This window comes from Carboxydocella sp. JDF658 (assembly GCF_002049395.1).
Lineage (GTDB): Bacteria > Bacillota.
Genome location: NZ_BDLR01000022.1, coordinates 4,705 through 21,360 on the forward strand (window position 1 = coordinate 4,705; position 16,656 = coordinate 21,360).

Genomic DNA, 16,656 nt, shown 5'->3' on the forward strand with positions numbered 1-16,656 from the left:
CCCCCGCCGATCTCCCCGGCCCGCAGCATGGTGACATAAAGCTCGGGAAAAACCCGGGGATGGCGCTGCATGGCCCCATAGAGGGTGGAACCTCCCTCCACATCCCGCCGAATTTCGGCCACCGCTTCCGCCAGCCGTTTATTGCTGGTTTGCTGCTGCAGGATGCTGAGGCACTTGAGCAAACTCAAACCGGCAGCCATCATGGTGGCAAACTGGCGGCTAAACAGGGCCAGCTCTTTAATGGGCAACGGGCGCAAACTGGCCAGCAGTTCCCCCACCGAAGGAGCAACCTCTTTTTGTTTCACAGAGGTAACGATATATCCTTCCCGGCGCAGGCGCTGAATCACCGTCTCCCGGCTATCCGCCTCCACCACTCCTGATAAGATCCGGCCCTGCCGGTCCCGTACCTGGTATTCAAACTGCAAATTCATCTAGCCTCACATCCCGTTCACCAGCCGGAGGAAGTTATCGGGATCCAGGGCCCGTTTTATGGCTTCCTCCAGAGTGATCTTACCCTGATAATACAACTCCCGCAGGGAAAAGTCCATGGTTTGCATTCCCAAACGGGCATTAGTCTGCATAATGGAATAAATTTGATGGGTTTTTTGTTCCCGGATCAGGTTGCGCACGGCGCTGTTTACAATCAGCACTTCCACTGCCGCCACCCGGCCCCGGCCATCAGCGGTAGGTACCAGTTGCTGGGCAATTACTCCCTGCAGGGTGGCTGCCAGCTGAATGCGAATCTGCTGTTGCTGGTAAGGCGGAAAGACATCGATGATCCGGTCAATGGTGCCAGGAGCATCAGAGGTATGCAGGGTAGCCAGCACCAGATGCCCGGTTTCAGCCGCTGTAACCGCCGTGGATATGGTCTCCAGATCCCGCATCTCCCCTACCAGGATCACATCCGGGTCCTGGCGCAGGGCTGCCCGCAGGCCATTGGCAAAGGATTTGGTATCAAAACCAACTTCCCGCTGGTTGACTATACTCTTTTTATGGCGATGCAGATATTCAATGGGGTCTTCCAGTGTCATGATATGGCAGTCCCGGGTGTTATTGATTAAATCAATCATGGAAGCCAGGGTAGTGGATTTGCCGCTGCCCGTAGGACCAGTTACAATCACCAGTCCCCGTTCCCGCATGGCCAGTTCCTTTACCACTGAGGGTAGGCCCAGTTGTTCCAGGCTGGGGATCTGAAAGGGAATAGCGCGCACCGCCATCCCGGCCGAACCCCGCTGGAAATAGGTATTGACCCGAAAGCGGCCAAAGCCGGGAACACTATAGGAAAAGTCCAGTTCACCGCTCTCCTTGAAGCGGGTAAACTGTTCTTCGGTCATCACTTCCTTGACCAGGCGCAGGGTATCCTCCCTGCTCAGGCGTCTTTCCCCTATAGCGGCCAGTTTGCCATTGATGCGGAAAACCGGCGGGACATCAACGGAGATATGGACATCCGATGCTCCCAGCTCCACCGCCAATTGCAAAAGTTCGCTGGCTGTCTGCCAGTCTCTGCCTGCGATTCGCTCCATCTTCTGCCCCCCTGACTAGTCCACAAATACTGTCCGCATCACTTCTTCCAGACTGGTAAGGCCACTTAAGACCTTTCTTACCCCATCATGGCGCAGGGTGATCATTCCTTCCGCTACAGCCTGCTGCTCAATCTTGCTGGCGGCCGCTTTCTGCACCACCAGTTCCCGCAGTTTATCAGACATAATTAGCACCTCATGGATACCGATCCGGCCAATGTAACCGGTATTGTTGCATAGGGTACAGCGTCCCGGTTTATAGACCAGTACCCGCTCTCCTTCCCGCCGGGCATATTGCCAGACATCCTCCGACAGGCCCAGATTTTCCAGCCATTTCACCGGCAACCAGTGTTCCTGGCGGCATTCCGGGCAAAGGGAACGCACCAAGCGCTGGGCCGCCACTCCTGTTAAGGCAGTGGCTACCAGAAAGGGCTCGATTCCCATATCCAGCAAGCGGCTGATGGTGGCCGCCGCACTGTTGGTGTGCAAGGTAGAGAAAACCAGATGCCCGGTCATGGCTGCCTGTATGGCGATCTGGGCGGTTTCCGTATCCCGAATCTCCCCCACCAGCACCACATCCGGGTCCTGGCGCAAAATAGAACGCAACCCACCGGCAAAAGTTAAGCCAGTTTTAGGATTGACCTGGACCTGGTTTATCCCTTCCAGGGTGTATTCCACCGGGTCCTCCAGGGTCACGATATTGCGCTCCGGACTGTTGATTTGTTTTAACAGAGAATAAAGGGTCGTAGTCTTGCCGCTGCCCGTAGGCCCTGTAACCAGAAAAATGCCATTGGGATGTTTGAGGATTTGTTCGAATCGCTGCAGGTTTTCCGGGGCCAAACCCAGATCGGACAGGCCAAGCAGTCCCCGGGATTTGTCCAGAATCCGCAGCACCACTTTTTCCCCGTAAATTGTGGGCAAAGTGGAAACGCGAAGGTCAATCTCTTTATGTTCTACCGTCAGCTGAATCCGACCATCCTGGGGTATGCGCCGTTCGGCAATATCCAGGTTGGCCATGATCTTGACCCGGGAGATGACAGGAGCCTGCATTTTTCTGGGTAAGGTCATCATTTCCTGCAAAACTCCATCCACCCGCTGGCGGATGCGCAGCTGTTTCTCCTGGGGCTCTATGTGAATATCACTGGCCCGGTTGCGCACTGCCTGCTGGATGACGGTATTGACCAGCCTGACTACCGGCGCATCCTCCACCAGTTCCTTGAGCTGGTCCAGCCCCAGTTCCTCTTCGGCAAATTCCTCTTCATCCAGGTTTTCAATAATTTTTTCCAGGGAATCTGTCAAACCATAATACTGGTTAATCGCCGCATTGATCTCACTTTCCCGGGCGATCACCGGTTCTACTTCCAGACCGGTGGAAAGCCGAATATCATCAATAGCAAAGACATTCAAGGGATCAGCCATGGCAACGGTCAGCCGGTTGTTTTGCTTGCGGATAGGAATGGCTTTGTAGCGCTGGGCCAGGGCTTCCGGAATCAGTCTTACCACTTCTGCTTCCAGTGGCATGCGGCTGAGCCGGATGGCCGGAATTCCCAGTTGCTGCTCCAGGGCCTGAATCAATTCCTCCTCCTTGACCATCCCCATCTTGACCAGCAAGGTCCCCAGCCTTTCTCCGCTTTCCTTTTGTTTCTGCAAAGCCAGCTGCAATTGTTGTTCATTTATAAGATGGGCATCTTTTAAAATATCGCCCAGACGTTTGCGGGTAGGAAAATACATTTTTCACCCCTACTTCCCTGAACTGCACAATTTGTCACAATTAAATGCTATATTAGACATACCTTCGGCAAAATCCTGCTTTATTTCAGATTATTTTCTGGAAATAGCGTAAAAAAATAGGGCATTATGCCCGTCCCTGTTCTTCCGCTGTCCTTGCCTTTGGCCAGCGTCGCCAGAGATAATCCAGGAGACCGCGATTTTCCGCTGCGGCCAGCTGTTCTTCTACCCTGTTCTTTTCCTCCCGCAAGCGGGCCACCTCCCGGGCCAGTTCCCGGCTCTCCTGGCGGGCAGCCTGCAATTCCTGCATGATGGCACTGAACATAATAAATACCGTTGTCTTAAAATTATGCTCCACCCCCAGAGAAGCTGCCAGTACATTATCCAGTTCCAGTCGGCGTTTAGCTCCCTTGATGGTATACTGTTCTGTTTGCAACAACTCCTTGATTTTGGTCAGAACCTCCAGCTGTCTGGTAGTATAATGCTTTTTCTGGTTAATCAGCACCGCCTTCCCCATATACTCGGCAAATTCCTTTTCCCAGTGCCTGACCGTACTGCACTCCACTTGCAAAATGGTGGCTACCTGCTTTAAAGTCAATAGCTGTTCTCCTTCAGCTTCCAGGGCCTGTCCCTCTCCCGCTAATAATTCCGCATCATCCCATTCTTTCTCCAGTTCTGCCTCCACCGATTTTCACCTCCGACCCTTTATTTACTGCAATATTTTAACAGATTAAGCCCAGTAAAATTTGCCATTTCTTGCGCCTGTGCCAGAAAACTTTCCGTCTCGATTCAGCATTTTTCGCCATAAACAAAAAAGAGAGCTCCCGCCCTCTTAAATCTCACCAATGGCCTGCACCGAACCATCTTCCAGTATTTCCAGCAGGGTCAGCCGTTCTGACAACTGGCCCTGTTTCTTTTCCACGATTTCCGTAAAACAATCCCGGCAAAAATAGGTTTGTTTGGCAATGCGGCCAATGTTTTTACTGCCGCACTGGGGACAAAGCTGAAAGGCAAAACGGGATTGGCCGTTTCTTTTCGCCACCGGAACACCCCTCCCATTCCAGGTAAACCGATACAAATAGATTATATCACATAATTGTAATGGCAAATGTGACAAATTTGTTAATTTTGTTCACTGATACCCAGAGCTGTCAACATCACCTCCAGCGGAGGCTCCATTCCCGTCCAGAGCCGGAAAGCCTCCCGTCCCTGTTCCACCAGCATCAAGATACCATTTACTGTAGTAGCCCCCCGACTCCTGGCCCTGGCCAGTAAGCGGGTCTCCTGCGGATTATAAATCAGGTCGAAAACCTTGTGCTGTCTGCCAAAAACCTCTGGCGGCAAAGGTGGGCATAAATGGGGTTCCGGACTCATACCTAAAGGCGTGGTGTTAATAATAATCTCCACCTCTGCCGCAACCCGGGCTAAAGCCCGCTCCTGCCACGGTATGTAAGTTACTGCCGCGATGGTCTGTAAACTCCCTACTGCCTCCGGCCGTCGGGCTGCCACCAGGATTTCCCCGGCCCCCTCCTGTGCAAGGGCATAAACCACCGCCCGGGCCGAGCCCCCTGCTCCTAAAACCAGCACCCGCCTACCAGCGGGTATAGCCTTGATATGGTCCAGAGTGGCCTTTACCCCCAGCCAGTCGGTGTTATAACCCCAAATTCGTCCTTCTTTGATCACCAGTGTATTCACTGCTCCAATTGTAGCCGCCGCCTGGTCCAGCTCGTCCACCAGAGTCAGAACTGCTTCCTTATGGGGAATAGTGACATTGGCTCCGGCAAAGCCCAGGGCCACTAATCCCCTTACCGCCGCTGCCACCTGGTCCGAAGCCACTGGTAGTGGAACATAACACCAGTTCAGGCCCAAAGCTTGAAAAGCAGTATTATGCATCAAGGGCGATCTGGAGTGTTCCACCGGTTGTCCAATTATACCTACCAGACGGGTCTTGCCATCAATCCACATAATCTTCTCCCCTTTGGCCAGAAAAGAAAAAAGGAAGGTACTCCTTCCTTTTTTCGCTCTTTAGATAAAAAATTCCTGCTTTTCCGGAGAAAAATATAATTTTACTTCAATTCCCGTATTCCTGTCAACAATGCCCATGTCCACCAGCTGGTAAGCTTCCAGTTCCGGGTGTTGCTGACGTATTTCCGCCACCTCAGCGCGGATGCGGGCCAGCAGGGCCCAGCCATTATCAATTTCCTGGTAAGGGACATAACAGCTAAAGGTCTCCATTGCCATAACCTCCCTTTTGCCATTATGCCCGCTTCAATTCAGGTTTAAACCCGCCGGCCAGTCAAAACCCTTTCCAGCCAGCGCAAAAAGTAGGTCCCCTTATGTTCTACAGGGCTGAGGGGATTGACCAGCACCGTAAAGAGACCGGCCCGATTCCCCCCCAGCACATCAGTCATGATCTGGTCCCCCACCACAGCCGTCTCCTCTGGCTTCACTGCCAGCAGCCGCAGGGCCTGCCGGAACCCTTTACGCCGCGGTTTAACCGCCTGAGAAATCCCCGGGATCCCCAGCTCCCCGGCCAGCTGAGCTACCCGTTCCGGTTTGTTATTGGAAACCAGGCAGAGCAAAAGCCCCGCCGCCTTCATTTCCTCAATCCAGCGCAAGCTCTCCTCCGGAAAAATCCCCTCTGCCCAGGGCAGCAGGGTATTATCCAAATCCAGCAAAACTGCTTTAATCCCTTTTTCGTAAAAAAATTCCGGACTGATCTCCGTCAACTTGCCAAAAACCGCATCCGGAACTAACCAGTGTCCCATACTCCGCCTCCGTTGTTTTTTCTTTTTATGATAACAAAAAAATAACGGAGGCACAAATTCCAGAGTCAATGTTTCAACTTGCGCTCCTGCTGATATTCCTTTAGCAGCTTGTTGATGGCTCTCTTTTCTATTCGGGAGACATAGGAGCGGCTGATTCCCAGCAAACGGGCAATATATTTCTGGGTCCGTTCCTCCCCGCCGAAGAGGCCAAAACGCATATCCAGCACCGCCAGTTCCCGCTTGGACAGGCCTTTCACCTTCTGAAGCAGCTGTTTATTATCAAATTCCCTTTCCACCATCAGGCTGATTTCATCCGGATCGGTACCCAGGATATCATTGAGGGTAATTTCATTGCCTTCTTTATCCTGGCCAATGGGGTCATCCAGAAAAACTTCCTGGCGCCGGTTTTTGGTGGCCCGTAAATGCATTAAAATTTCATTTTCTATGCAGCGGGCAGCGTAAGTAGCCAGTTTGGTCCCCTTATCCCGGCTGTAGGTATTGATCGCCTTGATCAGACCAATGGTGCCAATGGAAATCAGGTCATCATTATCTTCTCCAGTACCCTCAAACTTTTTCACAATATGGGCTACCAGCCGCAAGTTTCTCTCCGCTAAAATATTCCGGGCTTCCCGGTCCCCTTTTTCCAGCCGCTCCAGATAATAAGCCTCTTCTTCCGGAGTTAAAGGCTGAGGAAAAGTGTTACTGGTAATATAGGATACCAGCAGGAGAATACCATTAATCAGGGATAAGACCGAAAGCACCAGCCAGCCAGACATAGAAAGCACCTCCTATCCCGCTTACCACAACAAGGGTAATACTAGGATATGGAGATGCTTTTTGTCCGGTGCCTGTCTAAAAAGATTAATTTACCCGGCGTTCCCGGCCAGCCCACTCTTTTTCCCGCAGGATGTATTTCAGGATCTTGCCGGTACCGGTTTTGGGCAATTCGCCAAACTCCACCTTTTTCGGACACTTGAAGCGGGCCATCCGTTCCCGGCAGAACACGATAATCTCTTCCTCTGTTGCTGTCATCCCGGGCTTCAGGGTGACAAAGGCCTTGGGGACTTCACCCCATTTCTCATCCGGAATGGCCACTACTGCCACTTCCATCACCGCCGGATGCTGGTAGATGACATTTTCTACTTCCACTGTAGAAATGTTTTCCCCACCGGAAATGATAATATCCTTGCCCCGGTCCTTGATCTCGATATAACCATCGGGATGGACCACAGCCAGGTCGCCGCTGTGGAACCAGCCGCCCAGGGAAGACAGAGCGGTGGCTTGCGGGTCTTTAAAATAGCCACAGTTGACATTATTGCCCCGGAAGACGATTTCTCCCATGGTCTGGCCATCTCTGGGCACAGGCTGCATATCCTTGTTGACTACCATCATTTCCACAGAGGTGATATAAGGCACTCCCTGCCGTGCTTTCAATCTGGCCCTTTCCTCTGCCGGCAGTTCATCCCATTCCGCTTTCCATTCACACAGGGTATGAGGACCATAAGTCTCGGTCATGCCATAAACATGGATGACTTCCGCTCCCATAGCCTCAGCATTCTTGATCACCGTAGGAGAAGGTGGTGCTCCCGCAGTCAGGATGCGCAGATGTTGCTCAAGCTTTAGCTCCTGTGCTCTGGGATGGTTGGTCATCATCACCAGCACGGTAGGTGCAGCACAGAGATGGGTTACCCTCTCCTGGACCAGCAATTCAAAGATACGATCCGGTTCCACCTTGCGCAAGCAGACATGGGTACCACCTACCGCTGTTACCGCCCAGGTAAAGCACCAGCCATTGCAGTGGAACATGGGCAGGGTCCAGAGATAGACGGAACGGGAATTCATCCCGGCCTCCAGCGCTTCTCCCAGGGCATTCAAGTAAGCGCCCCGATGGGAATACATTACCCCTTTAGGCAAACCGGTAGTACCGCTGGTGTAATTAAGAGCGATCATTTCCAATTCATCTTCGACGGGAATGGGGATTTCTTCCTCACTGCCCCGGGCCAGGAATTCCTCGTATTCTATGACATCAATCTGTGCAGTTTCTTCGCCATCATAGATTTTGATAAAATGCTGTACTGCCGGCAGTTCCTTCATAATCGGCTCAACCACATGGGCCAAACCGGCATCAAAGAACAGCACTTTCGCTTCCGAGTGATTGAGGATATATTTAATTTCATGGGCAACCAGACGGATATTGAGGCTGAGCAACGCCCCTCCCGCCAGCGGTACACCATAATGGGCTTCCAGCATGGGCGGAATATTAGGGCAAAGAAAGGCCACCCGGTCCCCTTTCTCAATTCCCAGGCTTTTCAAGGCACTGGCCAGGCGATTGACCCTGGCGGCAAATTCCCGGTAAGTATAGCGCCGGTCATTGTATACTACCGCCGTTTTTTCCGGAAATACATAGAGACTGCGTTTTAAAAAACTAAGTGGAGTTAGTGGAGCATAATAGACTTTTTTCTCTCCCATTTTAAAACCTCCCCCTATCTTTGTCCTCCTGTCAATAAATCTAAACAATTCCACCAATTTTCTCACCAACTTTTGCCTAAAGGCCGGATTTTCCCCCTGAACGGTCTATATTAATTATTGAATGGATATTCATTTTGTGCCTATTCTTTACATGTCTTCTGTTCACGGACAAAAAATAAGCCAGGCAGTTATTCCTGCCTGGTTTCCACTTTGAGGAAAAACTCCTCATCCTCCAGATCCATGACTTGCTGGGCCAGTTCCACCATTTCAGCAATAATTTCTGACTTTCTTCCATTTTTTACTGGGCTCAGTTTTTCCTGAAACAATTGTTGCCATTGTTCCTCATAAACAGCTAACCGGGGGGTTAGCTCCAGCTCAATCCTTAAACTCTGTCCTGGCAATGATAGTTCAAAATGGTATCTGTCCTCAGCCTCAACCTGCAAATTTCCTTTGCCATAGGTTGCCCCCAGCAACAGCTGCAGAGCATCCAAACCGCAAAAACGTTTACCCGCCCTGATAATGCACTCATCCCCCGGTGGATATTGTCGTCCTAATTCCTGCAGCATACGCATGGCCACCCGATAACCAGCCGCAATGCCCGGACAGACATGACCATGAAATTGTACCACTCGTTCCCAGGGGGTCAGTTCTGTACACATCGCCATCGCTCCTCATATTTTTGCTATGGCGATTATAACACAACTTACACTATTTGCCCAGGTTTTCCGAAATCATTTTTTCCAGTGTTTCTTTATCATTTATACCTGGCGTCATGGAAGCAAACACCAGATCAAACTTGCCGGACCATCCTTCTTTGTCCAGTCCAACTTCCTCCCATGGGCTGCCCTTTTGGCCAAAGGAATGGTGTAGTTCCCGGGACCGCAACCGATATCCAACACCGTCATTCCTGCTGTTTTTACCCCACAATAATCAAAAAATGCCAGAGCCGCTTCAATCCTGGTTTGGGAGTCCTTTTTTGCTGTATTTTGGCAAAACGACCGGCCCGGTTATTCCACATTGCCACCGTTCTTTGCAAGATATAGGCAGGTTGGTTTTGTTTCCGACGGTTATTCTTGGCCTGTGCCCAGGCTTCTGCCCGGAAATCAGTTTCATTGCCGGAACAGGTCTATGCGGTTGAACATTTCTCAACATTATCCTGTAAAGCAAGCCATTCCCTGTTGACATCCAATGAGGGAGCGGCGGCCAACAGGCTCCTGGTATACGGGTGTTTGGGCTTAGAAGTGACACGGTGGGAAGGCCCTTCTTCCAATACCCTGCCCTCCCTGAGAACAATAATCCGGTCGCTCACCTTCCGGGCCAGGGCAATATCATGGGTAATAAACAGCAAACTTAGCCCCTTTTTTTCCTGGAGATTTAGGAGCAGTTTTAGTATCTTGGCCTGGACACTGGGATCCAGAGCCGAAGTCGGCTCATCGGCTATGAGTAATTTGGGAGCCAGTATCAATGCCCTGGCAATAGCCACCCGCTGAGCTTCGCCGCCGCTTAGTTGGTGCGGGTAGGTCAGCAGGAACTCCTCTGTAGCGGGTAACTCCACTTCTTCTAGCACGCATTTTACCTTTTCCCTGCGCTCCATACGGTCACCTATTTTGTGTATCTCCAATGGTTCACTCACAGCTTCCAGGACCGTTTGCCGGTGACTTATGGATTCAGAGGGGTTCTGGTAAATCATCTGTACCTGCCGGTAAAAATCTTTACCACGCCGCTCAACCGGCCGGCCGTTTAAAAAAATTAGCCCCTCTGACGGTTCAATGCTGCCCATTATAATCCGGGCCAACGTCGTTTTTCCCGATCCGCTTTCGCCGACAAGGGCTACCGTTTCCCCCTCATACAGGGTAAGATTTATTTTTTCCACTGCGCGCAGACGGCCAAAAGACTTGCCTACATTTTTTACTTCCAGCAGCGGAACTATCCCCCCCAAATGGCAGGCCACCATACGCCTGTCATTTTCTATTAACTCAGGGCATGTCTGACTGCAAACGGGCTTACTCTGGGTGCACCGCGGCGCAAAGGGGCAACCCCTGGCCGGCCTTGAAAGCCTGCCGGGAATTCCCTGCAGGTCCTTGGTAGTGGTCATATTCGGATAGGCGCGCAACAGCCCTCTGGTATAGGGATGTTTAGGGCTGAACAGGATTGCGCCCGTGGGCCCCAGTTCCACTATTCTGCCCCCATATAAAACGGCAGTTTTTTGGGTTAGAGCGGCTGCTGTGGAAAAATCGTGGGTAATCACCAGCATCGTGTGCTGCCGGCCAATTTGCTGCAGCATTTTAATAATCTCTGCCTTCGTAATGGGGTCAAGCGCCGAAGTGGGCTCATCCAGAATCAGCAGTTCCGGCTCATTAGCCAAAGCCATGGCAATAAGCGCCCGCTGCTTCTGTCCGCCGCTTAACTGATGCGGGTAGAAAAAATGAAAATCAGGGGAAATCCCGACCCTTTTTAATAACTCCCCGGCTCTTATTTGGGCTTCCCGCCTGTTAAACAAACCGTGTTCCACCATGGGCTCCATAACCTGATCGAGTATAGTGTACAAAGGGTTCAGGGCATTTTCTACGTTTTGAAAGACCATGGCAACCTGATTCCACCTGATTTTGGCCATTTCCCCGGCAGCCAGCCCCAGCAGGTTACGCCCCTCATAAAGTATTTCACCGGTACATGCCCCATCGCTAAGACCAATAATGCTACGGCCCAAAGTGGTTTTTCCTGTGCCTGATTCCCCTATTAAAGCAAGAGATTCACCCCTGGTCAGGGTCAGGTTGATGTTGTTCAAAACCCTGGTCTGGCCAAAACTTACCGATAAATTTCTGATTTCAAGCATGCCTTCCCCTCCTCAACCTCGGGTCCATGGCCTCTTCCAGGGCATAACCGATAAATGTAAAAGCCATAACAGTCGCTGACAGGGATACACCTACCGGTATAAGCCACCACTGCCATACATCAAGATAAACGTATTTTAATGCATGATATAGCATTTTCCCCCAACTTACGGTTGTAGGGTCCGTTACCCCCAAGAAGGACAGCCCGGCCTCCATAAAAACGGCCCGCCGCGCTCCCTGAACCAGGTTAGCCACAAGTATAGGACCGAGGTCAGGAATAATATGGCGTCTTAATATATACAACGGCCCGGCTCCAAAAGTTCGAGCAGCCCGGACATGGGCTTTTTCTTTTAAAACCAGGGTCTGAGACCGGATAATCCTGGCGCCGCCGGGCCAGGTAAGCAATGACAGCAACAGTATCAGGCACCACGAGCTTGGCTGGATATAAGCGGCTATTATGATAACCACTAGCATTGGGGGAATTACCAGTAGGGCATCTACCACCCGCATTGCCACTTTTTCATAAAACCCGCCCAGAAACCCCGCCGTCGCCCCGACAACACTACTTATGGCCGTAGAGAATAAAGCTACGGTAACGGCTACCAGCAGGGAAGTTCGAGCGCCATATAACAGCCCCGCAAAAATGTCCTGCCCAACATCATTGGTGCCTAGCAAATGTTCCCTGGAAGGAGGCCGGAAAGAAGCCGTTGTCTGTTCTGTAGGGTTAAAAGAAGCAAGTACAGGCGCAAAAACAGCAGCGCCGACTATTAGCGTCAATAAAATCAGACCAAGGCGACCTAAATTGTTGGATTTAATCTCCTGCCAGTATTTAATGTGCATGATTTTAACCTCGGGTCAATCTTTTTATATAACATATCAACAGAAAAATTGGCTGTTAAGACAAAAACTGCTACCACAAGGAAAACTCCCTGTAAAAGGGGATAATCCCTGGTTTGCAGGGCTTTTTGAATCAAGAGCCCCAGCCCAGGGTAGGAAAAAACCGTTTCGATAAACAGAGCCCCGGTCAGCATCCTGCCGACCTGCATACCCGTATGGGTAATTACCGGCAGCAATGAATTTCTTCCGGCATGCCGGTATCTTACTACCTGATCATTTAAGCCTTTGGCCCTGGCGGTAAGGATAAAAGCCTCACCAAGGGTGGTTACCATACTGTTTCGAGCCAGGAGATAAGAACCGGTCAGGTTTACCAAAGTCAGTGAAACGGCAGGCAATACAAGGTGTTTTAATACATCGACTACAAGAGTTATACCCGCATAACCGGCATAGGGAGTCATGGCCCCATTAAGGGGGAAAATTTCCCAAACCACCCCGAACAGAATCAAAAAAACCATCCCGAGAAAAAAATCGGGTAAACCGTCCAAAAACATAGTTCCGGCAAGCAAGGCCCGGTCAATCTTTTGGCCTCGCCGCCAACCCGATTCTATCCCCAGCAGGGTACCGATAATTGTCGAAATGCTTATTGCTGTTCCTACCAAAAGGAAAGTCCAGGGAAGCGCTCCCAATATAACTTTGGTTACCGGAGCATTATAAAAATAGGAATAGCCCAAGTCTCCTTTCAACAGCGACAACAAATAAGCACCAAATTGCTCCGCGAGGGGCCGGTCGAGGGAAAAACGCTCGACCAGCCGCGCCTTCAACTCCGGGGTCATCTGAATCATGGCTTCCTCTCCGTAAATAGCTGTTAAAGGGTCTCCGGGCATTAACCGGGGAAGCAAAAAATTAAGTGAAATAATAATGAAAAAGGCTACCAGGTAATTAGTGACTTCGTTAAACTTGATCATTAATTTGCCTCCGCCTTTCACCGTTATACAATTACCGGCATCCAGCGGCTACTGGCGCACAAAAGCCCATTTATTTAACGGCAGGGGTACTCCAAAACCGATTCCTTTCTTTGTATTAAACAGCCTGATTTTTCCGTCGTAGCCGTAATACCGGTCCGGATAATACAGGGTTAGAGCAGGCATTTCCTCTGCATAAAGCTCCTGGATTTTTTCCACTTTTGCTTTGCGCTCGTCGGGATTCATAAACGCAACCTGTTCCTTCAGTAGACCGGTTAAAATCTTGCTTTCAGTATATCTTGTACTGGTAACCCCTTTGCCTATGATCACCTTGTTTAAAATCTCGGCATCGCCCCCCAGTCCTCCGTGTCCGGACAGGGCCATATCGAATTTCCAGTCCTGCACCATGGAGTCAAGAGTTTTGGCTTCCAGACTTTTCAGGTTAACCTTGATTCCCACTTTTTCCAACTGCTGTTTGATAAACTGCCCGTCTCTTTCATAGTCGGGGCTGCATAGCAGCTCAAGGGTTAACTCCTGCCCGTTTTTGACAAAATAGCCGTTTTTCAATTCATATCCAAGCCCACTTAATAACTCCTTCGCTTTTTCCGGGTTATAATCGTATTTTTTTACATTGGGGTTATACCATTCTGAATCAGGGGGAAGAAGACCCGGTTTACCCGCCAGGGCATACCCTCTCCTGGTTGTATTAACCAATTGTTCACGGTCAATGGCATAAGCCAAAGCCTGCCGGAATTCCCTGGCCGAAAAAGGTTCCTTCTGATGGTTGAATAACAGTTTCAGGGCCCAATCGGATTGTGCCTCTATTACTGACAGCCCCTTATTGGCCACTTCGTCTTTCAATTCCGGTGGAATCTGGGCAAAATTAACCTCTCCTCTCTCCAAAGCGGCTGCCGCCATTTCATTACTGACTTTAACAAATTTAAGTTTTTCCACTCGCGGACTGCCCAAATAATAGTCACGGTTGGCCTCGTACAGGTAAGTCCCCTGTTCTTTGTTGTAATCCGCCAGTTTAAAAGGTCCGGTACCTATTACCGCTTCAGGTCCTTGAAATTCTTCGGGCTTTTCGACCTGTTTCCAGATGTGCTCCGGTATTATCGGCATCGTTCCGGCTACGTTATTTAAAAAAGGAGCGTATTTTTCCCTGAGATAGATCTTTACCTTGTAGTCGTCAATGATTTCTACCCTGTCTATTTTGGTAGTATCAACCCAGGCATAGGGATGTTCCCTGGTATAATCAAAGGTGAAAGCTACATCCCTGGCGGTGAATTTCTGCCCGTCATGCCACTTTGCTTTTTCATTGAGCTCAAAGTAGTAAGCATTTTCTCCTTCAATATATTCCCATTTTTTAGCCAGGGCCGGTATGTAACCCTTTTCGTCTTTCCATACAAGGGTATCAAAGATAAAACTCATCCTGACATAACCAGGCCCCCGCTGGTAGTGGCTGTAAGGAGTGGGATAGCCCCAGTCTCCAGTAGGATCAGCTATGGTATAAGTATCTATTTTGGTTGAAGAATTTACATCCTGAGCTTGTTTGGTTTGTGTTGTACTACTGCACCCGGTAAAGATTAGAACCATAATCAACATGATTGAAATAATAAATGCTATTTTCTTTTTATAAAACTGCTTCTTAAACCACTTCATTAAGTTATACCTCCTCCTCCTCCTCCGAGTTCGATTTACCATCCTCTGGTATACTCTTCCCCGGCACATACAAGACAGACCATCTTGCCGTCTTTAACCCGCACGCGGGGTTCCATAGCGCCTTCACCACACTCAGCACAAATGATTGTGTCAAATATGCGCGCTTTCTTGGGAAAGTCGAGTTTAACTGTCTCCACCTTACAGAACTCCTCAACGGATAGTTCCAGGATTTTTTGCGACCTCTCCAGGTGCTTTTTCTTAAAACAGTCATATTCCTCATCAGTTGCTTCGCCTTTTATGACCAGGTCCATCAATTTCCGGTGCTCGGGGTCGCGTCCCATGACATCGGGTTTCACCGAAACCCGCACCGCCTCGCCGGTTTTCCTGTTGCCAAAGGTATAAACCTGTTTGCCATAATCCCGGTAGATCAGGTTCCCTTTGCCGATGGTGCAGCCCGTTAAAACCTGGATAGCATCAACGCCGCAGGCATCGTTTTCTACAATTGTTACCAATTCCTCATCGGCAGCCCTGGAAACACCAAGTTCGTTAAGAGCTATGACCGCCGCCTTAAAACCCAGCGCAAGTCCGGGGCAGATATGTCCGTGAAATTCTACACACTTTTCCCATGGAGTTAATTCTCTGCACATTTGCATCTTCTCCTTTCATTTGTGAAACTCTTTTTTAAAGTGCGGCGCAAAGGCGAGCGAAACCTTTGCGCCCATAAAGGAAGGTTTGGAAGGAGGAATATATATGAAAAAGGCCATGGAAACCCCTCTCTTATCAGAGGACCAGGTCTCCATGACCTTTTCATTCTCATCGTTCTTTTGTCTGTAAAAGCTTCCTGATAATGGCCGCCCCTTCAGCTATAGTTTTCGGCATTTGTTCCAGCTGCAATTCCGGCAGCTGCTGAAAGAGCCTGGTGATGATGGGAAAACGCAGGGCAGCAGCCTCTACTAACTGTTTATCAGTTAACAGTTCCGGCCCTCCCTGAGCCAGACAGGTTCCATCCTTAATCACAATTAACTGATCTGCCCATTCTGCCGCCAGATCCACATCATGGGTAGCAATCACGATGGTAGTGCCTCTGGCGTTTAATTCATCCAGAATGTGAAACAGAGTATCTTTTCCCTGAGGATCCAGAAAGGCTACGGGTTCATCCAGGATAATCACTTCCGGATCCATGGCCAGAATGCCGGCAATGGCCACCCGTTTTTTTTGCCCGTAGCTCAAATGGTAGGGAGCTTTATCCTGATAGGCCGTCATCCCCACTGCCGCCAGAGCAGCAGCCACCCGCCGGTGGATTTCTGCCATTCCCAGCCCCATATTCAAGGGGCCAAAGGCCACATCTTCCCAGACGGTTTCCGAAAAAACCTGATCATCGGGATCCTGAAAAACCAGCCCCACTTTGCTGCGCAAATACAAGCAATTTTTTTCCGTCACCGGTTCCCCGTTAAACAATACCTGTCCGCGCTGGGGCAGATGAATTCCGTTTAAATGCAAAATCAAAGTAGATTTTCCTGCTCCATTTGGGCCTAAAATGGCTACCTTTTTGCCCCGGGGAATGGTCAGGGAAAGACCGCGCAGGGCCACTGTACCATCCCTGTAACGGTAAAAGAGATCTTTAACTTCAATTAAAGCCACTTGTCCACCCCGCTTAGTTCAGCGATTTTAAGCAATATCCCCAGAGAGACAAGCGCTGCACCGGTTAGCCAGTCCTGCCAGCGCGGTGCTACCCGGACACAACAGGCTACCTCTCCCCGGTAACCCCGGGCCAGCATAGCCGTGTAAATCCGGTCTCCCCGGTCGGCAGCCCGCAAAAACAACATCCCTACCATCTGCCCCAGGGTTTTCATGGTCCGCCAGTGGTAGAGGCCTTTCC

At 50.3% G+C, this 16,656-nt stretch carries 18 protein-coding genes; all 18 read right to left on the minus strand.

Annotated features, from left to right (window positions below; genetic code table 11):
* The coding region (locus JDF658_RS04020; RefSeq protein WP_200805641.1) for a type II secretion system F family protein at nucleotides 1-431 on the minus strand (431 nt) is incomplete at its 3' end.
* A gap of 6 nt (nucleotides 432-437) precedes the next feature.
* Entirely contained in the window at nucleotides 438-1,523 is a 1,086-nt protein-coding gene (locus tag JDF658_RS04025) for a type IV pilus twitching motility protein PilT (protein WP_079906542.1), read from the minus strand.
* Nucleotides 1,524-1,538: 15 nt separating this feature from the next.
* Entirely contained in the window at nucleotides 1,539-3,251 is a 1,713-nt protein-coding gene (gene gspE, locus JDF658_RS04030) for a type II secretion system ATPase GspE (protein ID WP_079906543.1), read from the minus strand.
* Nucleotides 3,252-3,375: 124 nt separating this feature from the next.
* Nucleotides 3,376-3,933 carry a MerR family transcriptional regulator gene (locus tag JDF658_RS04035; RefSeq protein ID WP_078666040.1) on the minus strand — a complete coding sequence of 186 codons (558 nt, stop codon included), beginning with the start codon at nucleotides 3,931-3,933 and terminating at the stop codon, nucleotides 3,376-3,378.
* Between the two features lie 147 nt (nucleotides 3,934-4,080).
* Complete coding sequence (locus tag JDF658_RS04040; protein WP_078666041.1) at nucleotides 4,081-4,290, minus strand: hypothetical protein; 210 nt, start codon at nucleotides 4,288-4,290, stop codon at nucleotides 4,081-4,083.
* An 80-nt stretch (nucleotides 4,291-4,370) separates the two neighbouring features.
* Nucleotides 4,371-5,213 (minus strand): shikimate dehydrogenase, encoded by an 843-nt coding sequence (locus JDF658_RS04045; RefSeq protein WP_079906544.1) that lies wholly within the window; start codon nucleotides 5,211-5,213, stop codon nucleotides 4,371-4,373.
* 60 nt (nucleotides 5,214-5,273) lie between these two features.
* Complete coding sequence (locus tag JDF658_RS04050) at nucleotides 5,274-5,483, minus strand: hypothetical protein (protein WP_078666043.1); 210 nt, start codon at nucleotides 5,481-5,483, stop codon at nucleotides 5,274-5,276.
* Between the two features lie 44 nt (nucleotides 5,484-5,527).
* Complete coding sequence (locus tag JDF658_RS04055) at nucleotides 5,528-6,016, minus strand: YqeG family HAD IIIA-type phosphatase (protein ID WP_078666044.1); 489 nt, start codon at nucleotides 6,014-6,016, stop codon at nucleotides 5,528-5,530.
* 65 nt (nucleotides 6,017-6,081) lie between these two features.
* Nucleotides 6,082-6,792 carry an RNA polymerase sporulation sigma factor SigK gene (sigK, locus tag JDF658_RS04060; protein WP_078666045.1) on the minus strand — a complete coding sequence of 237 codons (711 nt, stop codon included), beginning with the start codon at nucleotides 6,790-6,792 and terminating at the stop codon, nucleotides 6,082-6,084.
* 85 nt (nucleotides 6,793-6,877) lie between these two features.
* The gene (locus JDF658_RS04065) at nucleotides 6,878-8,485 is read right to left on the minus strand and encodes an acyl--CoA ligase family protein (protein WP_079906545.1); all 1,608 of its coding nucleotides are present in this window, start codon (nucleotides 8,483-8,485) and stop codon (nucleotides 6,878-6,880) included.
* A 188-nt stretch (nucleotides 8,486-8,673) separates the two neighbouring features.
* Complete coding sequence (locus JDF658_RS04070) at nucleotides 8,674-9,144, minus strand: formylmethanofuran dehydrogenase subunit E family protein (RefSeq protein ID WP_159071770.1); 471 nt, start codon at nucleotides 9,142-9,144, stop codon at nucleotides 8,674-8,676.
* Between the two features lie 467 nt (nucleotides 9,145-9,611).
* Complete coding sequence (locus JDF658_RS04075; RefSeq protein WP_079906546.1) at nucleotides 9,612-11,318, minus strand: ABC transporter ATP-binding protein; 1,707 nt, start codon at nucleotides 11,316-11,318, stop codon at nucleotides 9,612-9,614.
* Nucleotides 11,311-12,156 carry an ABC transporter permease gene (locus JDF658_RS04080; RefSeq protein ID WP_079906547.1) on the minus strand — a complete coding sequence of 282 codons (846 nt, stop codon included), beginning with the start codon at nucleotides 12,154-12,156 and terminating at the stop codon, nucleotides 11,311-11,313. The genes JDF658_RS04075 and JDF658_RS04080 overlap by 8 nt, the downstream gene beginning before the upstream one ends.
* Nucleotides 12,114-13,118: an ABC transporter permease gene (locus tag JDF658_RS04085; protein WP_079906548.1), complete on the minus strand. Its 1,005-nt coding sequence runs from the start codon at nucleotides 13,116-13,118 to the stop codon at nucleotides 12,114-12,116. Before JDF658_RS04085 ends, JDF658_RS04080 begins: the two co-directional genes overlap by 43 nt.
* A 48-nt stretch (nucleotides 13,119-13,166) precedes the next feature.
* Entirely contained in the window at nucleotides 13,167-14,777 is a 1,611-nt protein-coding gene (locus tag JDF658_RS04090) for an ABC transporter substrate-binding protein (RefSeq protein WP_079906549.1), read from the minus strand.
* Nucleotides 14,778-14,812: 35 nt separating this feature from the next.
* Nucleotides 14,813-15,424: an FmdE family protein gene (locus JDF658_RS04095; protein ID WP_079906550.1), complete on the minus strand. Its 612-nt coding sequence runs from the start codon at nucleotides 15,422-15,424 to the stop codon at nucleotides 14,813-14,815.
* Between the two features lie 166 nt (nucleotides 15,425-15,590).
* Nucleotides 15,591-16,418, minus strand: a complete 828-nt coding sequence (locus tag JDF658_RS04100; protein ID WP_079906551.1) for an ATP-binding cassette domain-containing protein — start codon at nucleotides 16,416-16,418, stop codon at nucleotides 15,591-15,593.
* Nucleotides 16,409-16,656, minus strand: a 248-nt coding sequence (locus JDF658_RS04105; RefSeq protein ID WP_242946606.1) for an energy-coupling factor transporter transmembrane component T, incomplete at its 5' end; no start/stop codon positions are given. The genes JDF658_RS04100 and JDF658_RS04105, both read right to left, overlap by 10 nt.